Origin of the sequence: Bacillus cereus group sp. BfR-BA-01330 (genome assembly GCF_022663885.1) — a bacterium.
GTDB lineage: Bacteria > Bacillota > Bacilli > Bacillales > Bacillaceae_G > Bacillus_A > Bacillus_A cereus.
On sequence record NZ_JAKUGK010000002.1, the window covers coordinates 36,873 to 61,611 of the forward strand.

Below are 24,739 nucleotides of genomic sequence, written 5' to 3' on the forward strand. Positions count from 1 at the left end.
TAGTAGTTAATGATTATCATTATCAATTAGAGGTGAAGGAATGAAAAAATCTATTACGCTATTTACAGCGATTTTATCTATTTTTTTCTTGTTAATAGGTTGCAGTGCCAAAGGGGACGAAAAAGCGTCTGCAACCAAAACAGAAAAAGGAAAAGAGAAAATCGAAATTACCGACCTATCAGGAAGAAAGGTAACATTCGATAAAGTGCCAGAAAGTTTTGCAACATTAAGTATGGGGGACATGGATATTATTCATGCTTTAGGTGGAAAAATAGTAGGTCGCCCGGATACGAAATTAACTCTTCCAGAGGAGTTAAAGAAAGCACAAGTAATTGGGAATGCACATCAACCGAATTTTGAGCAAATTGCTAGTTTAAAGCCCGATGTACTTGTTGCTAACAATGGATTCCAAAAGAATGTGCCAACGGTTGAAGGACAAGGAACGCAAGTTATCATTTCTTCTGCGAATTCTGTAAAAGATATTCAAAAGAATATTGAATTATATGGAACGGTAATGAAGAAAGAAGATAAAGCAAAAGAAATTAATCAAAAAATGAATGATCAAATGAAGAAATATGAGAAAAAGAGCGATGTGAAAGCATTGCTAGTGTATGGCGCACCAGGTACTTATTTAGCGGCATTACCAACATCTTTATCAGGTGATATTTTAGAAAAAACAGGCGGAAAAAATATTGCTTCTGATTTTCCAGAAACGAAAGAATATCCGCAATATGCACAGCTAAGTGTAGAACGTATTATTGAGGCGAATCCAGATGTGATTTATTTAATTACACACGGAGATCCAAAAAGTGTGAAAAAAGCATTCGAAGGCGAAATGATGAAAAATGAAGCGTGGAAAAATTTAGAGGCAGTAAAACAAAACCGCGTAGTTATTTTGCCACCTGATTTATTTGGATCTAATCCTGGTACAAAAGTTACAGAAGCAATGGACTTTATGTATAAAAGTATACAAGATGTAAGGAAATGATACGTATGGAAAGTAGTGAAGTAGTAAGAGAAAAGGAACATCCTTTTGCGAAAAAAAGATGGATAATAGCAGTTACTTTAGTTATATTAACAATCCTAGGTCTCTTGTACGGTCTTTTCGCAGGAAGTTTATCCTTTTCTATACGAGATATTTTAACAGGTATACAAGAGGAAGGTTCGACAGTTCATCGAATTGTATGGGATCTTCGCATACCGAGAGTGCTTATTGGGTTTATAGTAGGAACATGTTTAGCTGCATCTGGTACACTGCTACAAGGGGTTATGAGAAACCCTCTTGCAGATCCTGGTATTATCGGAGTTTCATCTGGAGCAGGCCTTGTAGCAATTGTCATCATGATTTTATTCCCACAGCATCTAGCTTTTTTACCACTAGGGGCGTTTTTAGGAGCTTTCATAACAGCGATGGTTATTTATGCTTTATCATGGCAAAAAGGGGCACCACCTTCAAGAATCGTCTTAGTAGGGGTGTCGATCAATGCATTAATTGGTGCAGCAACGTCAGCATTAATGTTATTACATAGTGACAAAGTACAATCGGTGTTACCGTGGTTAGCGGGCGGTATTGGTGGTGTAAGTTGGGCACATTTAAACATGATTATTTATTATGCAATATTCGCCATTATATTAGCTTTCTTTGGTATTAAGCATATTCGAGTGTTAATGCTTGGAGATGAAATGGCAAAGTTATTAGGACATAATGTGGAAAAAAGTCGGTTTTATTTAATCGTAGTAAGTACATTATTAGCTGGAATTGCAGTAAGTGTGTCTGGTCTTATTGGATTTGTCGGTCTTGTCGTACCACATATGCTACGTTTATTAGTTGGAAATGATTATAGATATTTGCTACCTTTATCATGCCTTGGCGGCGGGGTATTACTTGTTTTTGCGGATGCAATAGCTCGAAGTTGGTTTGACCCAATCGAATTGCCTGTTGGTATTTTACTGTCCTTCTTAGGTGGTCCGTTCTTCTTATATTTAATTCATAGAGGAGGAAAACAAAGTGATTTCCGTTAACAAAGTGTTTTACGCACACTCTGAAAGATTTCAAATGCAAAATATGAATGTACATATTAAGGCTGGAGAAATCGTTAGTTTAATTGGTCCGAATGGATCGGGAAAATCTACTTTGCTTCGTTTAATAGCAAGGCTACTGAAACAAAGCGAAGGGGACATCATTTTAGATGGGAAAAATATTCATATGATGAAGAGTGCTGATGTAGCGAAGCAATTAGCAATGTTACCACAAATGCATGATCATCAATTAGATTTAACAGTGAAAGAACTAATTGAGTTCGGAAGAGGTCCACATAAATCATGGAGTAGCCGCTTAAATAAAGAAGATGAAGAAATTGTTGATTGGGCATTGTCTGTTACAAATCTTGAAGGGTATGAATATCGTCTTTTACATTCTTTATCAGGAGGGGAACGGCAACGTGCTTGGATTGCGATGACGCTAGCGCAACGTACAAATGTCTTATTATTGGATGAACCAACAACCTTTTTAGATATCGTTCACCAGTTGGAAGTAATGGAACTTGTGAAACGATTAAATGAGGAGTTTGGAATGATAATTATAATGGTTTTACATGACATTAACCAAGCTGCTCAATATAGTGATCGTTTACTTGTATTAAAGCGAGGAAAGATTCAGTATGATGGTATACCAGAAGAAGTACTATGCCATGAAATGTTTCAACATGTATTTGGCATAGATGTAGATATTTTTCAGGGAAGTGACAAGCCTTTTTTTACACCGAAACGAATTTCTAAAAGGGGAGAAGAGCGATGCAAACAGAAGAGCGTATTACCACTGAATTAGTAAGAGAATTTGTTATGGCAGCTCACGGGGATTTAGAGAAAGTACAAGAGCTATTGGTTGAATCACCAAGCTTACTTCACGCTTCTTATAATTGGGGTGGATCAGATTGGGAAAGTGCGTTAGGGGCATCGGCACATGTAGGTCGTAAAGATATTGCTCTTTATTTACTAGAAAAGGGTGCTCGGATGGATATTTTTGCAGCAGCTATGCTTGGTGAATTAGAAGTTGTACAAGCTATTTTAGTAGCTCAACCAGAAGCATTGCGTGCATCTGGCCCTCATGGTATTTCTCTTCTTCAACATGCACGAATGGGTGGAGAGAAATCTAAGCGTGTATATGATTATCTAGCAATACTATCTTAATGAACGAAGGAAGTTCTTATGAGCGGTAAACTTTTCACTTGAAACAATTGGAAAGTTTACCGCCCGTTAGAACGGGATAAGTATCTAGTATATTTGAAAATCCTACACCCCCCTCAATTGTAGTTTTCTTTATGCTAGTTATGATATGGATGCAGTGGACAATATTTGTCTACTGCTTTTTTTAGTTATTTAGAATGAATATTGTTTATTTTATCGTTGGTTCATTTATCCCGCTATTTTCCAGGCAGTAAGACTCTTGCCTAAAAATTCAGTTAAAGCAAAGAAGTTAGACGGGAGATCCACTGCCCGTAAACGTCCGATTGGTAAAGGCTAATAATCAGTGGGGTGAACAAAATTCCCCACTGATTAAAGTTTCATTTTATAATAAATAGTAACATACCGTATACATACAAAACATGATCGTGAAATGAAGAATAAATTAGTGGAAAGGAGTGCCAGCATGTTTCATACAGAACGTTTACAAATTCGCAAATATACAATGGATGATTTACAGTTCTACGCTTCACTATGGGGGAACGAGAAGGTAATGCGTTATATTGGAAATGGGACATTAAAAACATATATGCAGTGTAAAAAAAGTCTGGAGGAATGGGTGATTCCTAGCTATAAAAACGGTCTCGGTTTATTTGTATTGATTGAAAAGGAAACGGGAACAAGAATTGGTCATGCAGGGCTGGTAAAGCAGAAAATAGATGGAAAAGAGGAAATTGAAATTGGTTATTGGTTACTTCCTCAGTATTGGGGAAAAGGGTATGCAAAAGAAGCGGCGGCAGCATTTCGTGACTATGGTTTCCAAGCATTACGAATGAATAAATTAATTTCTCTTATTAATCCGAATCATCCTGCCTCAATATTTGTTGCTAGAAAAACTGGGCTCAGCTACGAGAAAACAACGTCATTTCATGGAATCGATGCTCTAGTTTATTCTATTAAGCGTGTTGGATGAAAAAATTACTTTTTTAAAGGTAAATTGCATTTTTTGAAGAATGGTATATGAAAATAAAGGGAGGGGTTACATGTACATTTATCATAATGGACTTATTATTCGTGAGGGAACGAGTAGTGTACCAGCATATGCAATTAAAGCTTTATTTGAAGATGCCGGTTGGAGTAATGATAATATCCCTTCTTGGCAAATTGAAAAATTTACGATAGCATTCGAAAATTCAACATGGGCTTTCACAATTTGGGATGAGGAAGAGATGATTGCGATGGTTAGAGTCATTTCTGATGGAATTATGATTGCGAACATAGTAAATTTAGTTGTGAAGTGTGAATATAGAGGGAAGGGATTAGGTAAGAAGCTTGTAGCTCTTTGCCTGCAAAAACTTCCCCACGGTGATTGGTTTGCGCATACATCAGCGAACAATTTTGATTTTTATAGAAGCTGTGGATTTGAAGTTAGAGAGCTATCGAGAAATGGAACATGTGCGTATTATGGATATCAAGTCGCAAAAAGAGATGGTCACCGATAAATGAATGGAAAGTAAAAAAGTATAGCGAGGTAATTTTGAGACTTTTGATAATAGAGAATGGATTGAGGCCCGTTTTATGATAAAATAAAAGAAAATTCTGTTTATTATTAGGGGGATAAAAATGAGTGTAAAAGCTGGGGATGTATTTAAATATGAAAGAAGATTTACTGAGGAAGAAGTTTTTGAATTTGCAAATATTACCGGTGATAAAGGTAGACACCATGTGGAATACGATGAAAATGGAAGATTAATGGTTCATGGTTTATTGACTGCTAGCATTGGGACGAAAGTGGGAGAAGAGTTACATTACATAGCAAGAGAATTAGTAAGTGAGTTTATTAGACCAGTTTTCACAGGAGATACGATCACTTGTGAACTAACTTTAACAAATGTTGAGCAAATGGAAGGCTATAAAAAAGTTTCAATCGAGTCAGTTTATCGCAATCAGCATGAAAAGACTGTACTAGTTGGGACAAGTTATGGAATTATAAGGGGATAAAAAAGAAGCCTGTTTAACAGGCTTCTTTTTTTTATTATTTAATAAACACGTTTTCGATTTTCCGCATAACTAGAGATGAGTAATAATGCAGTTTCTTCTCCTATATTACGAACAATATGAGGAACGCATGCATTCCATGAGAAAGAATCACCTTCTTCTACAATTGCAATATCTTCACCGTGCTGAACTTCTAGTTTTCCGCGTAATACAAGGTGACATTCTTCCCCTTCATGGGCATTTGGTGAGTTTTCTTTCGGGAATCCAGTAGGGATTTCTACTAAAGATAGGCGAAGGCCCCCTTGCTCCGCAACATGTTCAATTCTTTGCTCATCTTTGCCGTATACACTGTATTTCCGTTCTTCTTTTTTGACAATTTTTAATCGATCTTTTTGCTCTAACAATAAATAGGGAAGGGGAACGTTTAAAAAATTGGAGATCGTTTCTAAAGTTGAGATAGATGGTGATGTTTTATTATTTTCAACCTGACTCATAAATCCTTTAGAAAGACCTGTTCCCTCGCAAATTTGTGCAATTGTTATGCCTCTACGTTGACGAATTTCACGTATTGCAGAACCAATATTCATAAAATCAAGCTCCTTTTTGTAAACAACTATTTGTATCATAGCAAAAAAAATATATATTTTCCCAGTGAAAATGAATTGACGAATAAAAAAAATTAGTGTATGTTTTGTAATGTGAATAAAAGTTTTGTATAAGAAAACTATAAAGGAGAGAATGAAATGAATCAACATATTGGTAACTTAATTATTCGTATCGTGTTAGGGGTAACATTCTTCATGCACGGTTTAACAAAATTCCAATCAGGAATTGACAATATTGCAGGATGGTTTACAAGTATTGGTTTACCAGGAGGACTTGCATACGGTGTAGCAACGTTTGAATTAGTTGGAGGTCTATTATTAATTCTAGGTTTAGGTGTAAGATATATTGGATTATTATTTGCACTTGTTATGGTTGGAGCAATCGTAAAAGTGAAATGGTCAGCTGGTTTATTGGGAGATGGAAAAAATCCTGGTTTCGAATTAGAACTTGCATTATTAGCAATGGGTGCATACTTATTTGTTGCAAAAGCTGATGGTTTTGTAGATAATTTCTTAAAAGAAAAAATGTCAAAAAAGAACTAATTTAAATGGGGGGGCTAACAAGATGAGTTTTCAACTTCATCCCGATACAACACTTGATGTTGTTCATTTATACGTATCTAATGTAAAGAAATCACTAGAGTTTTATACGGAAGTACTAAGTATGAAGGTGCTAAGAGAAGAAGAAGCAGTCGTTACATTTGGGAATGAAAATGATGAACCACTTCTTATCATTGAAGAAAAGAAAGAAGCTTTTCCGAAGCAAAGAGGAAGAACAGGGTTATATCATTATGCAATTTTATTACCAAGTAGACAGGATTTAGCGAATGTTCTTCGTCATCTTGTAGAGATGGTATATCCACTACATGGCGGAGCCGATCATTACTTTAGTGAAGCTCTTTATTTAGCTGATCCAGATGGAAACGGGATTGAAATTTATCATGATCGACAAAAAGAAGTTTGGCGTGATGAGAATGGAGAACTCCCATTTGTTAGTAACCCGTTAGCTGGTGAAGAATTATTACAGCAAGGAAGTACATGGAATGGCTTTCCAGCTGGTACTGTGATGGGGCATATTCATTTTCATGTAGCTGATTTAGAGGAAGCGAAACGTTTCTATGTTGATGGTCTTGGTTTTGAAGTAACGATTCCAGCTCGTAATGGAGCGTTGTTCGTATCAGCAGGTGGTTATCATCACCATATCGGTTTAAATACATGGCAAGGTGAAGGGGTACCACCGCAAATGCCAGGTTCTGTTGGTTTGAAATATTTCACAGTTGTACTAGCGAATGAAAAACAAAAAGAGCAAGTATGTGAAAGCTTAAAAAATATTGGCAAGATTGCTACGTACAAAGATGGAATATTACAAGTCGAGGATCCATTTGGACATTGTATCCATTTCAAAATAAAAGGAGAAGCCTAAAAAGGCTTCTCCTTTTATTTTCTTATAATTGCTTTTTCGTTTTGTAAAAATAGTTCATCAAATTGTTTTGCAAGCTCAAAATCTAGTTTCGTTAAACCTTTTGCATTCCAAGATGACAAAGTAATAATAACTGCTTTATACTGGATAAGGATAAATGGATGGTGATTATGTTCTTCTGATAGTTTGGCGGCTTCAGAGACAAATTCGACTCCTTTTAAGTAGTCGGAAAACATATATTTTCGTTCAATCCATTTCTCATCTTTTACCATCCATTTATCTACCTTCAATAATTCTTCGTGAACTTCTTCTTCAGTTAATCTTAGCATCATTTTTCACATCCTTTACTGGAAGTAACGCAAGACCATTATTAATAAGGCGTGTTACAGCTTCGTCAGTTGTGAAAGTAGAAAGTTGATGTAGTAATGCTGCCGATGTTTCATGCCCTTTGTTATGCTCTAAAAGTAACTCTAATACTTCAAGGCGCAGCAACCATTCTTTCGCATAAAATTTATTTAATACTTCTTGAATTGCTACTAATTGATCGATATGCGCGTCGTGTAAAATCCCCTCACTTCGAATATCTCGAACTGTTTGATACATACGTTCAAGTTCATTCAGTACAAGTGGAGCAGGAATTTCGTGAACTTCTTCATCCATTGGGAAAAATGCTGCGGCATCTGCGGCACCTGGGAATACTGAAGTGATTTGTGAGCCAACAGCCATATCAAATGCGCCCCATGAAGCATCAAATAAAACGCGGGCGTTATAAGTAACTGTGCAATCGATAAAGGAAATAAGAGCAATTTTCTTATCGTTTTTTACAATATCTGTTACTGTTCCTTTTACATGAATACCACTTGCAAAAGTAAACTCAGCGATAGTTCCAATTGTAATTCCTAATGATTGTAGTTGTTCGTCTGTACAATTTTCTAATGCAATATTTTCAGTGAGTAATCCAATTGGTGTTCCAAATCCGTCACTGTGTACAGAAGTAGAATGATTCGCTAACTGTTTATTATGAAGCGCTAATGCCGTTGGCGAATTTGTTCGCATGTAAATTAATTCACCTGCATCGTTTTCAATTGTCTCGCTAAATGTACCTGTAATTTGTAATCCACTATTTAGCTCAGCTGTTGCATAGTTCTCAGAGCGAATTGCTTTTTCTAAACCTTCTTTTCCACCTGTTTTAAAGGCCATTGTTTTAGAAAATGTTTCAAGCGCATCTGTTAATTCTTCAAAGGACTTGCAAACGAATAGTTGTGGTTGCATTTTTGTTACGTCATAAGTTGTCCCTATACATGCTTCGATAGAAAATGGAACCTTTTCTACAGCGTCTGTTAAGCAATGTTTGCTTTCGCCAACAGAAGAAAGGAGACCAGCACCATATATCTTTGGATCATCTATATTTCCGATCAATCCATATTCTACTGTCCACCAGAAAAGACGTGAAATTTGTTCAGCTTCTGATAAACCAGAAACTAAGTTTTGTTTTTCAATTACAGCATTTTCAGCAGCCTTAACTTCATCAGGAGTAGAAGTAGGGCTTTCTTTCACTATCGTTAATGTACGAACAGCTTCAAATGCATCATGTTCTTCTTTTGTAGAGAAAGCTTTTGCACCAATTTGCCCAAAACGTTTCACATATTTTGCATATGTAGGATCAAGTAAAATCGGTGCGTGTCCTGCGGCTTCGTGTACGATATCTGGAGCTGGTGTGTACTCGATATTTTCTACTTTCCGAATATCTGTTGCGATCGGTAGTAATCCGTGTCCTTGAAAATCGAAGAATGCTACGCCGGGAATAAGTCCGTCAATCGTTACAGCGCCCCAGCCACTTGGTGCCAAACACTCATTCATTTCTTCTACTTTTGGAATTGCATCTATATTAATACCAGATGATTGTAGTCCGTTCACATAGGCTGGATGAGCAACGTCTTTTAAGAAGCTATGATTCTGTCTCATAATGTAACGCCACACAGCGTGATTCACCGGTGTGTATTGATCATAATGTTGTGTGGATACGAATGGTTTTAAATGCGATGGAATTTCTGTTTTCTTTGTCATTTAGACATCCTCCTTTTTTTCTATAAAATTGAATATCGATTTCGTATAGCTTGTATCACCTCCCTTCATTATTTGTAAGCGCTTATAAAATTTTATCATAAGATTCGGAATTATTTAACATCTGTTTCTGTGAGAAATAGAAAAAGCCCCTATCGGAAAATCCGATAGGGGCGAAAGAATCGCGGTACCACCCTATTTGTAAGTGAAAATATACTTACATCTCAATTAATGATAACGGAAAAATTCCGTCTTTTCCTTCATGCATAAAAGCACTACGAAAAAGAAGCTCCAGAATTGTAATTCATACTTATATATGTGCTAATTTCCACCGACCATTAGCTCTCTGTAACAGGGATATAAGATACTACTGGGATTCTTTCAACGCGTATATATGAAATTGTGTAAGAGGATGGACGCAAAAAAGTCCCTATCGGAAAATCCGATAGGGACGATAAAAATCGCGGTACCACCCTATTTGTAAACAACTAATTGTTTACCACTCACTTTACGATAACGGAAAGATCCGTCTTTCTCTTCATGCATAAAAAGCATTACGGGAAAGAAGCTCCAGAATTGTAATTCACGCTTGTATATGTACTGATTCGCACCAACCATCAGTTCTCTGAGACAGTGATATAAGTCGCTACTAGTATTCCTTCAAAGCCGATATATAATTCGTTCAACTAAACTATGTTTTGTATTATAAAACTATATTAAAAAAATTGTCAACAAAAATTTTTTATCCCGTGTTAATGAGCAGTAAAATTCCTACCTCAAAATTCGGTTGGAGTAAAGAAGTGAGAGGGGAGATCAACTGCCCGTAACTCCCGATTGGTGAAGGCTAATAATCAGTGGGGATGAACGAAATCTCCACTGATTAAAGTTTCACTTTATTTCACTTCTAAATTAACAGTTAAATTAGAGGTATTGCCAGCTGCATCAGTTGCTACAATGTGAATAGTATTTTTTCCTTCTTGTAATTGAGTACGATCGAAATAAATGTCATAGCTTTTCTCCCAAGGGTTCAGGAATGCCTGGTCCCATACACCATTTCCATTAATTTCATATTGCATTCTCACTGGAATACCAGGTGCTATCCAACCAGATTCTGACATCCAATCTAGTAGAATATCATCAACTTTTCCTTTAATTACGAGATTTTCTTGGTCAACTTCGTATGTTAACTTAGGTGCAGTTCGATCAAGAAATACAGCAGCTGTTTGTTTCTCCGCCAGAATTAGAAGCAACTGCTTCGATTTGATATAGCCCGTCAGCTAAAGGAGTGCCATCGGCTTTTGTACCATTCCATTTGAAAGGTTTGTATCCAGGAGTTGCATTTTTAGCTTGATGGATAATCCCTTGATACGTTACACGTTCTTTCATAACTAAATTTGCATGCAATGTGACATCATCCACAGGCGCAACTAAATAGTAGTTGATGAGATTATCATCTAGTACGTGGTCGCCATTTGGGCTAAAAGTAGAATTAATAATTTCAAGTCCATCGATACGTTTATAATCTTTAGGATCGATACTAAATGTGAATGGAATTCGAATTTCTTCTTTTGCCCCTTGTTCTTTTACATATACATTTCCAGTATACACACCTTGTGGTAGTGAGCTATCTACAGTGATAGTAAATGGTTTTTCGGTACTACTATTCGGTTGAATGCTAATCGATGAAGGGACAGAAGCTTTTACTTTTGTGTTTGTGTTTGCATCTAGTAACTCCACACGAGTTGAAAAACTTTTCTTTTTACTAGAAAGGTTTTGTAATGTAACATTTTGCGTCAGTTTTACTTTTCCGCTATTTGGCTTAATAAGACCAAAGCTGACATTGTTAGGTTTTACTAATACATTTGTTTGAGCTGCTTTCGGAATGTTAATTAAACCTGATCCTTGTGCCATAACAGGGTATGTATTTTCATTGACATCATGTAATGTTTTTGCATTGTTAGCAAGAGCCGCTTTCAATTGTTCTGTCGTCCAATCAGGATGCATTTGACGCAAGAGGGCAACCGCTCCAGCTACTTGCGGAGCAGCCATACTTGTTCCGTTATGCGATTCATAGCCGCCTCGCGGTACTGTACTAGTAATTTGTACTCCAGGTGCAACAACATCAGGCTTTATTAGCCAACTTCCTTGTGATGGTCCTCTTGAACTAAAGTTACCGATAAGTTCTGTTTGCTTTGGTTGTCCAATTTTTATATTTTTCTTTCGTTTTGTAATTAAAGTTTTTAATTCTTCCCCATTTGTATTTGATAATTGCATTACTGGGACAGCTAGATGTTCACGTGAAAAATATTCCGGCATCATATTAATTTCTTTTTCGCTAGAGATTAATAACACACCAAGTGCCCCAGCTTGCTTCGCTTGTTCTGCTTTTACTAATGTACTAGAAGTGCCTTGTAAAATAAGTGCGAATTTCCCTTTCACATCTTGTTTTGCATAATCACTTGGATTGCCATAACCAACGTATACAAGAGGGGAATCATTTCCTATTGGAAAATCGGATTTTGATAACGGTAACCCTTGATATGTTTTGCTGGAACCAGCTACTTGGAATGTTGGAAACGGGATAGAAACCGTAGATGCTCCAACAGAAATGACACTACTTGCGTTACCGGGAGCATCAACAGACCAAGGTTTTGGTCCGTCATTTCCATTTGAAACGACAGTAGTAACACCAAGTTTCGCTGCTCGTTCTAACGTTAATGTTACAGGCTGATCAGGTACATTTAAATCCTGCCCAAGGGAGAGGTTTAACACATCCGCACCATCTTGAATCGCTCGCTCAATCCCTTGGATAATATCATCTGTTGTACCAGTTCCACCGTCATTCATTACACGATAGGCTAGAATAGAAGCGTTTGGAGCAACGCCTTTAATTTTTCCATTACCCGCAATAATTCCAGCTACATGAGTACCATGTACGTTACCATCCATTGGATCGCTATCTTCATCAACCGTGTCATATCCACCGATATAATTTGCCTTTAAGTCAGGGTGTGTATAGTCTACGCCAGAGTCGATAATGGCTACTTTCATGCCTTTTCCATCAAGCGGTTTGCCAGATGGATCTTTTAAATTCCACGCTTCAGGTGCACCAATTGTCGGTCCACCGATATTTGGTGCTTCTTCGTTAGTAGTACTTTTTGATGTTTCATGCAATTTATATGTTAAGTTCGGATAGACTGCTTTTACTTCAGGTAAAGAGGCAAGAGAGGTAATTTGATCTCCAGGAACTGAAATAGAGAATCCGGAAAATAACGTATTATACACTTCTTTAATTTTTGCACCAGGTGCTTTTTCTTTTATTTTCTTAGTCGTATCTTCTTGTGCTTTTTTTAGCTCAGCATGATAAGACTGCGCATTACTATTTTGTAAATCTGGAGCATGCTGAATATTACTTTGAGCAGCGAGAGGTGCATGTTGCAATTCTACAATTACTGATATTTCTTTTGTTGTTTTCGTTTCAACATTTTGAGCAATTTTATGTTCTCCCCACTGTTCAATCGTTGTTTTTAATTGTGGACTAAATTGCTTCTCCTTTTGTAGTGATTCAGCATGAGTGCTTAAAGCTCCAAAACTAGAAAAGACAAGCGCCATGCTTAATAGTGTAGATGTAGTTTTTTTCATTGATACTCCCCCTAATAAAAAGTGCCAATATTCAGAAATTAAATCTTACATTTTAGTTAGAACTTATACATATAAATGTTGGCTAAACTATACTTTCGACATAATTCATACCAATCCTCTATGAATTGAAAATTTCTTGGGAAATTTTTTCTGATTATGTCGAATCGATATTTTTCACATATTGTAGGAAGAAAGTGAGGAATGCTATGAGGGAAATGGAGTGATGGTATGAAAAGGCTAATAGTAAGTGGTAGTGTAGTGTTGTTTATGTTTTTATGTTCTATCGCTATTACTAGCGCAGAAAATAATAGTGTGAAAGTTGCTTTTATTCGTCATCATAACCTTTGGATTAAAGTTGATGGGAAAGAAAAACAACTTACAAAAGGAGAGAACATAACAGGGCCAAAGTGGTCACATGATGGAGAATGGCTGGCATATGTAAAAGGGGAGAAACAAAATATTCTTGAGTTATATCGGCTGAAAGATGGAAAGAAAGTTACGCCGTTTCACTCAGAAGCATCGAATTATCAATGGTCACCAACAGAAAATATAATTGCATTTATATTTACAGGTACATTGAATACATTTGATGTAGAAAAAAAGAATGCAGATTTTGAAAATGTATCGGCTGGTGTGGGTGATTATGCATGGTATCCTGATGGAAAGAACTTTCTTGTATCCTCTGAAGCGCACTTACTTCCAACAGGATGGACAGGGGCTCAGCTATATGAAGTGCAAAAAGATGCACATATGAATCCTCACAAAATGAAGCATTTGTATGCATTGCCAAATGAACATGATGATTTTCTATCGCTAGTAGCAAGTGGCTTTAAGTGGTCACCAGATCAAAAGTGGATTTCATTTTTAGCGGTACCGACAGCTTCATGGTCAGCTGATAGTAATACGCTTTGCTTAGTTCGAGCAGATGGTAGTCGGTTTGAAATAGTAGATCAAATGCTATTAAATACAGAATGGTTCAAATGGGCGCCATCAAAAAACATATTGGCTTATATTGAAGGAAGCGGGAGAGTTGCATTAGAGAATAAACATTTAAAAATAAAAGAACTGCCAGCACTCCAGCAGAACACATTTACACCGAAAGGATATGTCGATTGGGATTTTACATGGAAGAACGATAATGTAATTATCGTTTCACGAGCAAAAGAGGGAGGGTTTGAAACTCTGCCAGAAAAAAGGCCATTCCCATCTTTATATGAGATAAATAGCACAAGCGATAAACAATATCAAATTACAAAGTCATCTAATAAGCAAGGCGATTATCATCCAATTTTCATGAAGAAGAGCAATCAATTAATATGGATACGTTCAGATCGTAAGAAAGCTAATATATGGATAGCTCATAGTGATGGAAAACATGAAAAAAAGTGGATTGAAAATGTAGATATACCAGAGTGGTATTATGAGAAATGGAATTGGGAAAATGTTATCTCGGTGAAAGAAGAATAAAAAACTGCCTAAAAGATTGTTTTAGGCAGTTTTTTACTGTTATTTATGTGTTTTATTTGGCTTTTTTTTCGCTGGGTTTCCGTTCCCTTGGAGCTTTCTATTTTGTTCATCTTTTGCTTGTTTTTCATGTAGTGTATCTAAAAATTCATTCGAGTTACTCATGTTTATATCTCTCCTTTCATTTTGTCATGATTACTATAACCAATTAGGAGGATAATCATGAGTTAGAAGTTAGGCACTTAATTTTCTTCGATAATGTAAGGAAAATATTCCATACATAACAAATAGCATGAGTAAAACTTGTAACTCTACATTTGCCTTTAAAATAGCTGCGATAGGGTCTGGTAAGTACGGTGATTTATCATTTGTGCTTAAACCTAACCATTTATTTAAGAGGCTAATGGTACAAAACATAAAAACACCGGACCAGCTTGCCGTAATTGCTTTTTGTTTAATTTTTGTTTCACGTTCATCATCTGTAATCCAAGGATTAGCAGTTTTATCCCGCATTAACGGGCAGTAAGACCCCCACCTCAAAATTCAGCGGAGGAAAAGAAGTTAGGTGGGGATCAACTGTCCGTAAAAGTCCGATTGGTTCAACTAATAATCCGTGGGGGGATGAACAAAACCCCCACGGATTAAAGTTTCACTTTATCACTACTAAAAAATCCATTTATGTATCCCCATATAATTATTCCAATTAAGATGGTTATCCATTTTATATTTTTTGATTCACTTCTCCCTTGTAAAAAGTGTTTTACATATCAGTTTTTCATATAGCAGGAATAAAGTATGAGATAGGGAAGAAATATGTAAGAGGATTTCATAATGAGAGGAGGAAGGGGATGAAAATCGTCTTTGTTCGGCACGGGGAAGGAGAACATACAAAGGATTTGCCATCAAGTTTAAAAGTGCTTCATCCGCCATTGACGGATGAAGGAAGGAATCAGGCTAAATTACTTCAATGCAATGTGCCATTACAAGAGGCGGATATATTAATTGCTAGTCCTACACTTAGAACTTTGCAAACGGCGACAATATGGAGTGCGAAAGTTGCTTGTCAAAAAATCGTTCATCCATATGTATCTCCGCGTATTTTTCCTTATCGAGAAGGAGCAAAAACATTACCATGTGACCACATAGTAGATCAGGGGGTAATAACAAATTTACTTCCGCATTTTTCGATAGAGAAAAGCTCAAATAATCAGTTATGGAAGGAAGGTATAAATACTATTTCAGAGAATAGTTTTCAGCAAATAGTAGATAAATTTCTTCTTTGGTGTTATGAACTGGGTGCGGAAAGAATTTGCATTGTATCTCACGATGGAACAATTACAGCATATAGGCAATATTTACAGAAAGTCGTTTTAACTAGATCAGATTTTTTGAAAGAAACGGGCATATATGAAATGGATTTATCCCATAAAATTCTGATTGATAAGGGCTGATTATAGGATGGGGGTTGTATGTTGAATATTGCATTAGTAGTTGGTTTTAATTCGGATTTAGAGGCGCAATCAATCCGAGCATCTCTTGAATATTTTGGTGCAAGGGTTGTGACATATTGGATTGGTAGACCGAAAGATTTTGTGGAAGTTCTTTCTGGAAGGAACTTATTTAACGATATTAATTATATTATTTTTTGCTTTCATGGTGAAGAAGGGAAGTTTGTCATGGAAGAGTTAGGCGAAGAAGTATATGAACAAGATGAACCGAGAGGGTATTTTGGTACAGAAGAAATTTATAAATATGCAAAATTGCATAATACACATATTGTAAATAGCGGGTGCACGTTAGGGGAGCAAAATCTAGCAAAATCTTTTTTACATAGTGGTGCGAAATCATATATTGGATCGATTGATTATGTAGATGGAAATGCAGCACTTATGTTTACTATACGCTTATTTTATGGGGTTATTAACCATGGGAAAACGTTAGAAGAAGCCTTTCAAGAAGCGAGTTTAATTGATGAGGAGACACATACATTTCGATTCTATAATTAGTGTGAAACACGTTTATTCTATATTCGAATAAACGTGTTTCACATTTAACTCACATTTTTTTTACATTTTTTTCAATGAAAATGGTTATCACTTGTGGTATGATATGTTCAAGTTTTTACAGGTAATAAAAGTTACTATATAAACGTTAGTTTTTAATGTTTCATACGCATGTCACAGATTATTCATAATTAACATTTGAAAAATAAGTAACTAATGTTATTATATTATCTGTAACTAACTTAATTACAACTTTAGGAGGAAGATATGGTTATTCAATTTTTAAGAGAAAACAAAGCAGTTTCTTTTGCATTAGCAGTAATTCGAGTATATCTTGGTTACACATGGTTAATGGCTGGAATCGGTAAACTACAAGGAAAAGGATTCGATGCAACAGGTTATTTGCAAGGGGCAATTGAAAAATCTAAAGGTGCACAACCGGCTGTTCAATCTTGGTGGGCATCATTCTTACAAGAATTTGCAATTCCAAATGTAGATTTGTTTAATACACTTGTAACATGGGGAGAAATTTTAGTCGGAATTGGTTTAATTGTAGGCTGTTTAACAAAAACAGCGGTCTTTTTTGGTCTTGTAATGAACTTTTCCTATATGTTTAGTGGGTCAATTGGTGTGAACCCTGAGATGGTTATCTTATCTATGTTTGTTCTTGTTGCCGGTATGAACGCTGGGAAATTTGGAATGGATGGCTTTGTTATCCCGAAAGTATTAGGATCAAAAACTCAAAAACGCCAAAAGCAAGCTGCTTAATATATGAAAACGGGTATCTCAAAATGAGATACCCGTTTATGTTATTTTTCAACTTTGATCGGATTGTTCTTAAAGAAGTCTTGTACATACCCGACAAATTCTTGTGGTTCTTGGCGAAATGGTGCATGATAACCTTTTTCAATAATATGTAAAGTGCTATTTTTTAAGAATTGATGATACGTTTCTCCTTCTTTCCAAGAAACGCTACTATCATTTCTGCCCCATATAATTAAAGTCGGCTGTTTCATTTCATTCGCATTAATTTTAAGACGTCTAAGCCATAGTTTCATTTTGTTATAATGCTCTTCATCGTTACGTTTGAATTTCACTTTGCTCTCATCATAATCAGTAATAGAAGAAACGGCATTTAAATCAGTCGGCAATTGTGGTTTTGGTGAGCCTTGTTTAGTAACGAATGTATGAGGACCACCTGTAGCATCAGTTAAAATAAGGTGAGTAACTGCTTCAGGATATAAATATGTTAAATTTAGAGAAATTTCTCCCCCCATGGAATGCCCCAGTATTGCGAATGAATCATACCCTAGTTTTTTCATTAATTTATAATACAAATTTGCATGAGTTGGAAAAGAATAATAAAAATCCATTGGCTTAGATGAGCGCCCGAATCCTAAAGCATCTACAGAAATAATTGTATGATCTTTTGCTAAATCGGAGTAAATCTTTTGAAAACCATCTGATGACCCTCCAAAGCCATGAATCATAAGTAAAGGTGGTTTTTCATTACCAATCTTTTTAAAGTAAATGGTTTGACCATCTATTTCTACCATTTTTTCCTCGGTAGCTAGTTTCGCTGTAATTGTATTTTTAACTTGTTTTACTTGTTCTACTGGCTTTTCTGCTGCACTACATCCTACTAATAGTGTAAGAGTAAGACAACCTACCATAAAATAGCTAAATCGCTTCAATTAGGTGTCTCCTTTCTAACATAACGCTGTATCTATCATAGCAAATAGCATATTACGATTTCCAGGAAGTTGGCTACCATTTTTTATCATAAGAGGTGAAAGGAGCGTTTCTTGGAAATTTTCTGTTTGAAGAAATTGACGAAATGTAAATTGTGAGTGTGGAACATCAATTCGTACTATACCATTCCAACATTCACATATCTTTTTTAATAATTGGATAGCATCTTCTTCTTGCTTGGCGATAAGTGGATTGATACATAATATATTGCCCTTTTGTATGCATAATGAAAAAGCTTTTATACAGTTATTTCTTTCAATTTTAAAAGAGTATACGGCCCTTGGTAATAGCAAAGAGTAAAGTAGAGAACGATTCATACCAGTTGCAATTTGATCCAGAGAAGTAAGAGATATAAGGTCTTCTTCTTGTACTTGTTGTAAGTGAGAAGGATACGTCTTAATAGTCTGCTTTTCAAAACGATGAATCGTTGTTGCTGTTTGAAATCCACATGATGTGTATAGAGGTTCGCCAGCTTTTGTCGCAATAAGTGCAATGGGTTGTTTTGGATGAATTTGTTCCAAGCAATGATTTAGCAACATGCGCCCTAATCCGCGTCCTTGAAAATTAGGGTGAACGATTAACATACCAATGGAAGCGAAGTTACTTGGAAAGGGAAATACTCCTCCAGTCGCAATGAGTTTGTTTTCATGAATGTAACCTACAAGTGTGCCGATAGAAAGATACATTTCGAATTGTTTTTTCATGAAAATTTCATCGTGTAACCATCCAACAGATTTGCAAAGATTAAGTAATTCAAAAATAAAAGACTCATTTAGCTTTACTATTTTCATAAAGGCTCACCGCATTTCTATTTATTTTCATAAAAATAGAGTCAAAATGTAAAAAAAAGAGATTTACGTTAAATGAAATCCAACTTGTTTATATTTAAATTGTAAAGGGCGGGATGATTGATACAAAAAGACAAAGTTATACAAATTATAACTGATATTTACATAAGTTAACAAAAAATTTACATACAGCTAATTTTCTCTTAATAGTCTTCCATTAAATTTGATAGTGGGAAATGAATAACCTAATTAGGGGGACAAGACAGTGAAAAAGTTTGTGAAAAAAGCATGGCCATTTGCAGTTGTGGCATCATTAGCAGTTACTTCGGTAGCAACATGGAATTTTACTCGTTCTAGTGAGGTTAATGCAGATGAGAACGGAAGCAATGCAAAGATTAAAAATGTTATCGTATTAATTGGGGATGGTATGGGCCCTTCATATATGACGGCTCACCGTTATATGAAAGATAATCCAAAAACCTTTGAAATGGAATCTACAGAATTTGATAAGCATCTTGTAGGAACACAAAAAACATACCCAGAAGATGAACATGAAAATATTACAGACTCTGCATCGGCAGCAACAGCTATGTCAGCAGGGATTAAAACATATAATGCTGCAATTGCAGTTGATAATGATAAAGCGGAAGTGAAAACAGTTCTTGAGCAAGCGAAAGAAAAAGGGAAATCAACGGGACTCGTTGCAACTTCTGAAATTACACATGCAACACCAGCTGCTTTCGGTGCGCATGACATTAGCCGTAAAAATATGGACGCAATTGCAAATGATTATTTTGATGAGAAAATTAAAGGGAAGCATAAAGTAGATGTTATGCTTGGCGGCGGCGTAAAGAACTTTGTTAGAAAAGATCGTAATCTTACAGAAGAGTTCAAGAAATCTGGTTATAGCTATGTAACGGATCGAGATCAATTGTTAAATGATAAAAATGATCAAATTCTTGGTTTATTTGCACCAGGTGGATTAGATAAAATGATTGACCGTAATGAGAAAACACCTTCATTAGAAGAAATGACTAATGCAGCAATTGAGCGTTTGAACAAAAATAAAAATGGTTTCTTCTTAATGGTGGAAGGAAGTCAAATCGACTGGGCTGGACATGATAATGATATTGTTGGTGCAATGAGTGAAATGGAAGACTTCGAAAAAGCTTTCAAAGCAGCGATTGAGTTTGCGAAAAAAGATAAAAATACGTTAGTTGTTGCAACGGCAGATCACGCTACTGGTGGATTATCTTTAGGTGCCAATGGCGAGTATAACTTTAAAGTAGATCCAATTAAAGCTGCAAAGCGTACACCAGACTTTATGGCAAATGAGATTGCAAAAGGTGCAAATGTAGAAGAAACATTGAAAAAGTATATTGATTTACAATTAACTCCAGAAGAAATTCAAGCTGTAAATGATATAGCTCCTTCAAAAGATGTAACAAAGATTGATAATGCAATTGAAGATATTTTCAATAAGCGCTCGGTTACAGGCTGGACAACGGGTGGACATACAGGGGAAGATGTGAACGTATATGCATTTGGTCCAGGTAAATACTTGTTCTCTGGCGTTCAAGAGAATACAAATATAGCGAAACGTGTCTTTGATATTGTTGGCGGCGGCGATCCGAATAAAGGAAGACGCTAATTAAGAGCGAAAGTGAGGCGAAATGCCTCACTTTTCTTTTTAGGAGTTGGGAATATGAAAAAGTTATTTAGGAAATTAAGATTCCTTTTAGTATTTGTAGTATTACTAGTTGGATGTCAACAAGAAGAGAATAATGTAGAACAAAAATCTACTACTAAAAAAACTGAGGAAAAGGTACAAATAACAAAAGAAGAAGAGAGATCTATTCAAGATGTTATTCATACATTTGTGCGAACGACGAATGAAAAAAATCTTGCAGAACATATGGAGTTATTTTCAAAGAAGATGCCTAGTGCTGAAGACTTAAAAACACAAAAAGAAGCCGCATTTCAAAAGGGAAATAAGAAAATTGAATTGGAACATATAGATATGAAAGTTAGTAAAGTAGGGTATGTTATTGTTGAAACGAAAGAAAAGGAAATAGACGACAGTATCACTCTTCAAAAGAAAGTACAGTATGCCCTTGGAAAAGAAGAGGATAAATGGAAGATTGAAGAGGTTCGAACAATAGAGAAAAAATAACGTGAAACTTTAATAAGTGTAGGAGTCGTACTTCTCAAAATGGTAGAAAAAAGGTTCTCATTGGCGAGAACCTTTTTTTATAGTGGTAGCATAATTTGATTTGAGCATGCCTCAATATCATCAATATCTTGACGGATTGTGGCCATTTTATTATCAAGATCTTCAGCTTTCATTGCTGCATCATGTAGTTCATCTTTTAAATACTCCGGTATTTTCCCTTCATATTTATAATAAAGTTTGTGTTCTAAACTTGCCCAAAAGTCCATTGCTAGTGTACGTAACTGAATTTCTGCAAATACATCTTTTGTACCAGAATTTAGTGATAAAGGGTATTTAATAATCATGTGTAAACTTTTATATCCGTTTCGTTTTGGGTTAGCGATATAATCTTTTACTTCTATGACTTCCATATCTTCGCGTTTTTGAATGACTTCTTTCAAATGATAGATATCTTCTACGAAGCAACATGTAATACGAATACCAATAATATCTTGTAAATGTGTTTGAGCGTTTTCAACTGTTGGTAATAAGCTTTTGCGCTCTAGTTTTTTAATAATACTTTCAGGTTGTTTTAGTCTTGTTTTTATATGTTCAAACGGGTTGTAATCCTCTAGAAATTGAGCTTCCCGGTTCATAATTTCAAATTTAGTTTTTAACTCTTCTAAAGCAAATGTATATGGTAATACAAAAGCTTTCCAGTAGTTAACTGTTGATTGATTATATTCCATTTATATACACACCTTTTCCTATTTGCAAGTGAGGTCGTTATTATACTAAATACCAAATCATATAAGCGCAAGCAGCAAATGATGAGATCATAAAGCGATATTTAGTTTTCATACTTTCAACTCCTTTCGAGTAAGATTTTATATAAATAAACGTGATTGTTAATAAGTTCACTATGTACAGTTTCTATAGTAATAGATTCGTGTGAATTTCGTATGAACTAATTGTTTCAGCTTTTTGTCTTTTTTGCTGTTAATCATAATTATTATTCGGATTTAAAGTGTTTTTATTTGATTTATCTATTTGTATAAATTAATGTATATTTGAATTTATAGTTATTGAGGAGGATATATGGTGAACTTTGAAGAATTAGCAATCGCTAGACGTTCTGCAATGAAATTTATACAAGGTATAGAAATCCCTAATGAGGATTTTAAAAAAATATTTGAGTTAACTAAGCTTTCTCCATCTTGCTATAATTTGCAGCACACACATTATGTTGTAATTCGTGATCAAGAGCGAAAAGAAAGATTAAAAGAATTAGCTTTCGGTCAATATAAAGTATCGAGTGCATCAGCGGTAGTGCTCGTTTGTGGTGATAAAAAAGCATACCAAAATGTTGAAAATATTTACTTCGGTATGAAAGTTTTAAAAATGATTGATGAATGTGAATATGAAGATACAATTAGGCAAACGAAAGGTTTATATGAAGGAAAAGGAGAGCGTTTCATGGAGGATGAAGCGATTAGAAATGCTTCGTTAAGCGCGATGACTTTTATGTACGCAGCTAAATATTATGGCTATGATACATGTCCAATGATTGGTTTCGATGAAAAAGCAGTACAAAGTGAATTAAATATGCCGGAGCATATAGTACCTGTTTTAATGATTACGATAGGAAAAAGTGATATGACTAAAACTCGCCCACGAGGATATCGAAAGCCGATTAGTGAATTTGTTACATACGAATCGTTTTAATAAAGTGAAACTTTTAATTAGTGGGGGTCTTACTGCCCGTTAATGCGGGACAAAATTTATTTAACTATAAAAACAAGGGGATTCTAAATGGAATCTTCTTGTTTTTGCAATTGACAAATAGAATGAAGTTTTATAATATAAATCGTAATCATTACGTTTTAGTTGCGATCTTTGAAAGAAAGGAGAATTAAATATGCGTGTAAATATTACATTAGCTTGTACGGAGTGCGGCGATCGTAATTACATTTCTAAGAAAAATAAACGAAACAATCCAGAACGCATCGAACTAAAAAAATATTGTCCACGATTAAAGCGAGTAACGTTACATCGTGAGACGAAGTAAAAGACTAGAGATATCTCTAGTCTTTTTTTTATAGTTACTTGGTTTTTTTGCTATAATTACCTTAAAATGTAATAAAGGGAGCGGTATGATGAATCAAAAAGATAAAGAAAGAAAAGAGCGAGTGGCTCATATTATTAACATTCCAGATGAATATAGTCTTGTTGTAGATGATCAAGAAGGGGTTGATGACCCGTATCATCTATTATGGTGGGAGCATAAAGAGGATCAGGAGAGAACGATACAAATTACATTGAATAGACATACTGGTAATTTAATTGAATTTAGGATAGATGATGGAAATTATTTTTCGAGTGATAAGGAAGTTATAGAGGAGAATAGGGTAAGAGAGATTGCAAATGTATTTATAAAAAAACACGTGGAAGAAGGATTAGAGTTTTATACATATGTAACTATCCAGGATGATTGGCGTGGCTGGAAAGAAATAAATTATATGCAAGAAGTAAATGGATATCCATTACCGGATACAGGATGTGTGGTGCAAGTGCATCCTTCAGGGAATGTTGTGAATTTTCATTATAACGGACGAGAAAGCATAAAAGAAAAGCCGTTATGGCCAAGTGAGATTGTTGAGGAGAATATCGTTTTAGACAACTTAAAGGCTAAACAAGATATGAGGCTTGTATTTGTAGATTTAACACATTCTTTATGTAAATATGAAAATGGAGAAGAAGTAAAAGGGTACCACCTTGTGTATGTACCAGAACCTAGTCATGTATTTATTGATGCAAGTACAGGTAAAGATTTATTTGGACCAGATCATTATAAATTACCGCCAACAGTGGCTGTTAGAAAACAAAAAAGGGGTAGCCAACAAGATGATGTATTCGATTTATTTGACTGGAATAAAGAAGGTTTTACAAAAGTAGATGAGACGGAAAATGATGATGAAATAAGGATGAAATTTGTTCCGAAAGAGGAATTACAAAAACAGAAAGAAGAAAAGAATCCGTATTTAATGAATGAATTCTTTAACAAGCATTTACCGATGTTGAAATATAATAATTTAGTTAGCGTTACAATTGATAAATTAACCAATGAATTAACTGGTTTTATAAAACTGATAGATGATAAAGAAGTAAAGCAAATACTGTCTAGAGAGGAATGTTTACAAAAAGCACTTCAATTTTTAGAACGAGTTATTCCAGATATCAAACAATATCTGCGTCTTTGGGAGGAACGTGAAGAAGCAGAAGATGGGATTGAAAGATTTATCTTTTCTGTATATATAAATGATATTCCGGCAGAGTATAACCAATTTATGATCAACATCAATGCAGAAAATGGTGCTGTTATGCACTACTCGGGGGAGTCTAGCAACTTTATAAAAAAATTACTTACATATGAAACAACACCAAAAGTAACAAAAGAAAAAGCGTTAGAAATATACAGAGAGGCTATCCGAGTTAAATTAGAATGGTTTGTAGATCATGATGCAGAGGAAACGAAATACAAACTACTGTACAAACAAACGACAGATGAAAAATATAAAGAACCTTTTGATTGTAGTCGGGAAATTCGTTATATTGATGCCCAAACTGGGAGAAAGATTTGGAGTAAGTAAAATAAAAAGAGTTATTTT

26 protein-coding genes, 1 pseudogene and 2 other annotated features are annotated in these 24,739 nt (G+C 35.3%); of the genes and pseudogenes, 18 read left to right on the top strand and 9 right to left on the bottom strand.

Annotation, left to right across the window (positions count from 1 at the left end; translation table 11 throughout):
• The first annotated feature begins 40 nt into the window (after window positions 1-40).
• From MR112_RS05890 to MR112_RS05920, 7 genes are all read left to right on the top strand, one after another.
• Complete coding sequence (locus MR112_RS05890) at window positions 41-988, top strand: ABC transporter substrate-binding protein (protein ID WP_078186956.1); 948 nt, start codon at window positions 41-43, stop codon at window positions 986-988.
• 5 nt (window positions 989-993) lie between these two features.
• Entirely contained in the window at window positions 994-2,022 is a 1,029-nt protein-coding gene (locus MR112_RS05895; RefSeq protein WP_002041831.1) for a FecCD family ABC transporter permease, read from the top strand.
• Window positions 2,009-2,827, top strand: a complete 819-nt coding sequence (locus tag MR112_RS05900; RefSeq protein ID WP_134207608.1) for an ABC transporter ATP-binding protein — start codon at window positions 2,009-2,011, stop codon at window positions 2,825-2,827. The genes MR112_RS05895 and MR112_RS05900 overlap by 14 nt, the downstream gene beginning before the upstream one ends.
• Window positions 2,794-3,189 (top strand): ankyrin repeat domain-containing protein, encoded by a 396-nt coding sequence (locus tag MR112_RS05905; RefSeq protein WP_001192766.1) that lies wholly within the window; start codon window positions 2,794-2,796, stop codon window positions 3,187-3,189. Before MR112_RS05900 ends, MR112_RS05905 begins: the two co-directional genes overlap by 34 nt.
• Before the next feature lie 427 nt (window positions 3,190-3,616).
• The gene (locus MR112_RS05910; protein WP_004408018.1) at window positions 3,617-4,156 is read left to right on the top strand and encodes a GNAT family N-acetyltransferase; all 540 of its coding nucleotides are present in this window, start codon (window positions 3,617-3,619) and stop codon (window positions 4,154-4,156) included.
• A 70-nt stretch (window positions 4,157-4,226) separates the two neighbouring features.
• The gene (locus MR112_RS05915) at window positions 4,227-4,685 is read left to right on the top strand and encodes a GNAT family N-acetyltransferase (protein ID WP_000276126.1); all 459 of its coding nucleotides are present in this window, start codon (window positions 4,227-4,229) and stop codon (window positions 4,683-4,685) included.
• 121 nt (window positions 4,686-4,806) lie between these two features.
• Complete coding sequence (locus MR112_RS05920; RefSeq protein ID WP_000111564.1) at window positions 4,807-5,184, top strand: hotdog family protein; 378 nt, start codon at window positions 4,807-4,809, stop codon at window positions 5,182-5,184.
• Window positions 5,185-5,222: 38 nt separating this feature from the next.
• Here MR112_RS05920 and MR112_RS05925 read toward each other — a convergent pair whose 3' ends face one another.
• Complete coding sequence (locus tag MR112_RS05925; protein WP_001020693.1) at window positions 5,223-5,768, bottom strand: helix-turn-helix domain-containing protein; 546 nt, start codon at window positions 5,766-5,768, stop codon at window positions 5,223-5,225.
• 156 nt (window positions 5,769-5,924) lie between these two features.
• Between MR112_RS05925 and MR112_RS05930 the strand changes: the two genes are divergently transcribed.
• Together MR112_RS05930 and MR112_RS05935 are read left to right on the top strand one after the other, a co-directional pair.
• Window positions 5,925-6,329 carry a DoxX family protein gene (locus tag MR112_RS05930; RefSeq protein WP_001071553.1) on the top strand — a complete coding sequence of 135 codons (405 nt, stop codon included), beginning with the start codon at window positions 5,925-5,927 and terminating at the stop codon, window positions 6,327-6,329.
• A gap of 22 nt (window positions 6,330-6,351) precedes the next feature.
• Window positions 6,352-7,209 (top strand): VOC family protein, encoded by an 858-nt coding sequence (locus tag MR112_RS05935; protein ID WP_000009848.1) that lies wholly within the window; start codon window positions 6,352-6,354, stop codon window positions 7,207-7,209.
• A 14-nt stretch (window positions 7,210-7,223) separates the two neighbouring features.
• Here MR112_RS05935 and MR112_RS05940 read toward each other — a convergent pair whose 3' ends face one another.
• The 3 genes and pseudogenes from MR112_RS05940 to MR112_RS05955 all read right to left on the bottom strand — a co-directional run bounded on the left by MR112_RS05940 (window position 7,224) and on the right by MR112_RS05955 (window position 12,912).
• Window positions 7,224-7,538: a 4a-hydroxytetrahydrobiopterin dehydratase gene (locus tag MR112_RS05940; protein ID WP_000979537.1), complete on the bottom strand. Its 315-nt coding sequence runs from the start codon at window positions 7,536-7,538 to the stop codon at window positions 7,224-7,226.
• The gene (locus MR112_RS05945) at window positions 7,519-9,273 is read right to left on the bottom strand and encodes an aromatic amino acid hydroxylase (RefSeq protein WP_242244847.1); all 1,755 of its coding nucleotides are present in this window, start codon (window positions 9,271-9,273) and stop codon (window positions 7,519-7,521) included. Before MR112_RS05945 ends, MR112_RS05940 begins: the two co-directional genes overlap by 20 nt.
• A gap of 163 nt (window positions 9,274-9,436) precedes the next feature.
• Window positions 9,437-9,664 (bottom strand) — a binding site (T-box leader).
• Window positions 9,665-9,714: 50 nt separating this feature from the next.
• Window positions 9,715-9,943: a binding site (T-box leader), on the bottom strand.
• 220 nt (window positions 9,944-10,163) lie between these two features.
• Window positions 10,164-12,912, bottom strand: a pseudogene (locus MR112_RS05955) (S8 family serine peptidase).
• 228 nt (window positions 12,913-13,140) lie between these two features.
• On the opposite strand from MR112_RS05955, the gene MR112_RS05965 reads away from it, so the two are divergent.
• The gene (locus tag MR112_RS05965; RefSeq protein WP_071741133.1) at window positions 13,141-14,379 is read left to right on the top strand and encodes a TolB family protein; all 1,239 of its coding nucleotides are present in this window, start codon (window positions 13,141-13,143) and stop codon (window positions 14,377-14,379) included.
• Between the two features lie 39 nt (window positions 14,380-14,418).
• Here MR112_RS05965 and MR112_RS05970 read toward each other — a convergent pair whose 3' ends face one another.
• Both MR112_RS05970 and MR112_RS05975 read right to left on the bottom strand, forming a co-directional pair.
• Window positions 14,419-14,541, bottom strand: coding sequence for a DUF4023 domain-containing protein (locus tag MR112_RS05970; RefSeq protein ID WP_071741134.1), 123 nt, complete (start codon window positions 14,539-14,541; stop codon window positions 14,419-14,421).
• Between the two features lie 69 nt (window positions 14,542-14,610).
• Window positions 14,611-14,889 (bottom strand): phosphoglycerate mutase, encoded by a 279-nt coding sequence (locus MR112_RS05975; RefSeq protein WP_242244849.1) that lies wholly within the window; start codon window positions 14,887-14,889, stop codon window positions 14,611-14,613.
• A gap of 335 nt (window positions 14,890-15,224) precedes the next feature.
• Here MR112_RS05975 and MR112_RS05985 point away from each other — a divergent pair, with 335 nt between their 5' ends.
• The 3 genes from MR112_RS05985 to MR112_RS05995 all read left to right on the top strand — a co-directional run bounded on the left by MR112_RS05985 (window position 15,225) and on the right by MR112_RS05995 (window position 17,147).
• A complete protein-coding gene (locus tag MR112_RS05985) occupies window positions 15,225-15,827 on the top strand; it encodes a histidine phosphatase family protein (protein WP_242244850.1) in 603 nt (200 codons plus the stop codon).
• Window positions 15,828-15,845: 18 nt separating this feature from the next.
• Window positions 15,846-16,382, top strand: a complete 537-nt coding sequence (locus MR112_RS05990) for a CHAT domain-containing protein (RefSeq protein ID WP_242244851.1) — start codon at window positions 15,846-15,848, stop codon at window positions 16,380-16,382.
• Window positions 16,383-16,646: 264 nt separating this feature from the next.
• Window positions 16,647-17,147, top strand: a complete 501-nt coding sequence (locus tag MR112_RS05995) for a DoxX family protein (RefSeq protein ID WP_000236591.1) — start codon at window positions 16,647-16,649, stop codon at window positions 17,145-17,147.
• Between the two features lie 41 nt (window positions 17,148-17,188).
• Here MR112_RS05995 and MR112_RS06000 read toward each other — a convergent pair whose 3' ends face one another.
• Window positions 17,189-18,073 (bottom strand): alpha/beta fold hydrolase, encoded by an 885-nt coding sequence (locus MR112_RS06000; RefSeq protein WP_242244852.1) that lies wholly within the window; start codon window positions 18,071-18,073, stop codon window positions 17,189-17,191.
• Window positions 18,074-18,088: 15 nt separating this feature from the next.
• On the bottom strand, window positions 18,089-18,922 hold the full coding sequence (locus MR112_RS06005; protein WP_242244853.1) for a GNAT family N-acetyltransferase: 834 nt from the start codon (window positions 18,920-18,922) through the stop codon (window positions 18,089-18,091).
• 262 nt (window positions 18,923-19,184) lie between these two features.
• Here MR112_RS06005 and MR112_RS06010 point away from each other — a divergent pair, with 262 nt between their 5' ends.
• Together MR112_RS06010 and MR112_RS06015 are read left to right on the top strand one after the other, a co-directional pair.
• Entirely contained in the window at window positions 19,185-20,570 is a 1,386-nt protein-coding gene (locus MR112_RS06010) for an alkaline phosphatase (RefSeq protein ID WP_000714912.1), read from the top strand.
• A gap of 54 nt (window positions 20,571-20,624) precedes the next feature.
• Entirely contained in the window at window positions 20,625-21,092 is a 468-nt protein-coding gene (locus MR112_RS06015; protein WP_242244854.1) for a hypothetical protein, read from the top strand.
• A gap of 77 nt (window positions 21,093-21,169) precedes the next feature.
• Here MR112_RS06015 and MR112_RS06020 read toward each other — a convergent pair whose 3' ends face one another.
• Window positions 21,170-21,820 (bottom strand): GTP pyrophosphokinase, encoded by a 651-nt coding sequence (locus MR112_RS06020; RefSeq protein WP_000456230.1) that lies wholly within the window; start codon window positions 21,818-21,820, stop codon window positions 21,170-21,172.
• Window positions 21,821-22,169: 349 nt separating this feature from the next.
• On the opposite strand from MR112_RS06020, the gene MR112_RS06025 reads away from it, so the two are divergent.
• From MR112_RS06025 to MR112_RS06035, 3 genes are all read left to right on the top strand, one after another.
• Complete coding sequence (locus MR112_RS06025; RefSeq protein ID WP_000245983.1) at window positions 22,170-22,796, top strand: nitroreductase family protein; 627 nt, start codon at window positions 22,170-22,172, stop codon at window positions 22,794-22,796.
• A 193-nt stretch (window positions 22,797-22,989) separates the two neighbouring features.
• Window positions 22,990-23,139, top strand: a complete 150-nt coding sequence (rpmG, locus tag MR112_RS06030; RefSeq protein ID WP_001265617.1) for a 50S ribosomal protein L33 — start codon at window positions 22,990-22,992, stop codon at window positions 23,137-23,139.
• Window positions 23,140-23,224: 85 nt separating this feature from the next.
• Window positions 23,225-24,721, top strand: a complete 1,497-nt coding sequence (locus tag MR112_RS06035; protein WP_121868078.1) for a YcdB/YcdC domain-containing protein — start codon at window positions 23,225-23,227, stop codon at window positions 24,719-24,721.
• Window positions 24,722-24,739 lie beyond the last annotated feature (18 nt).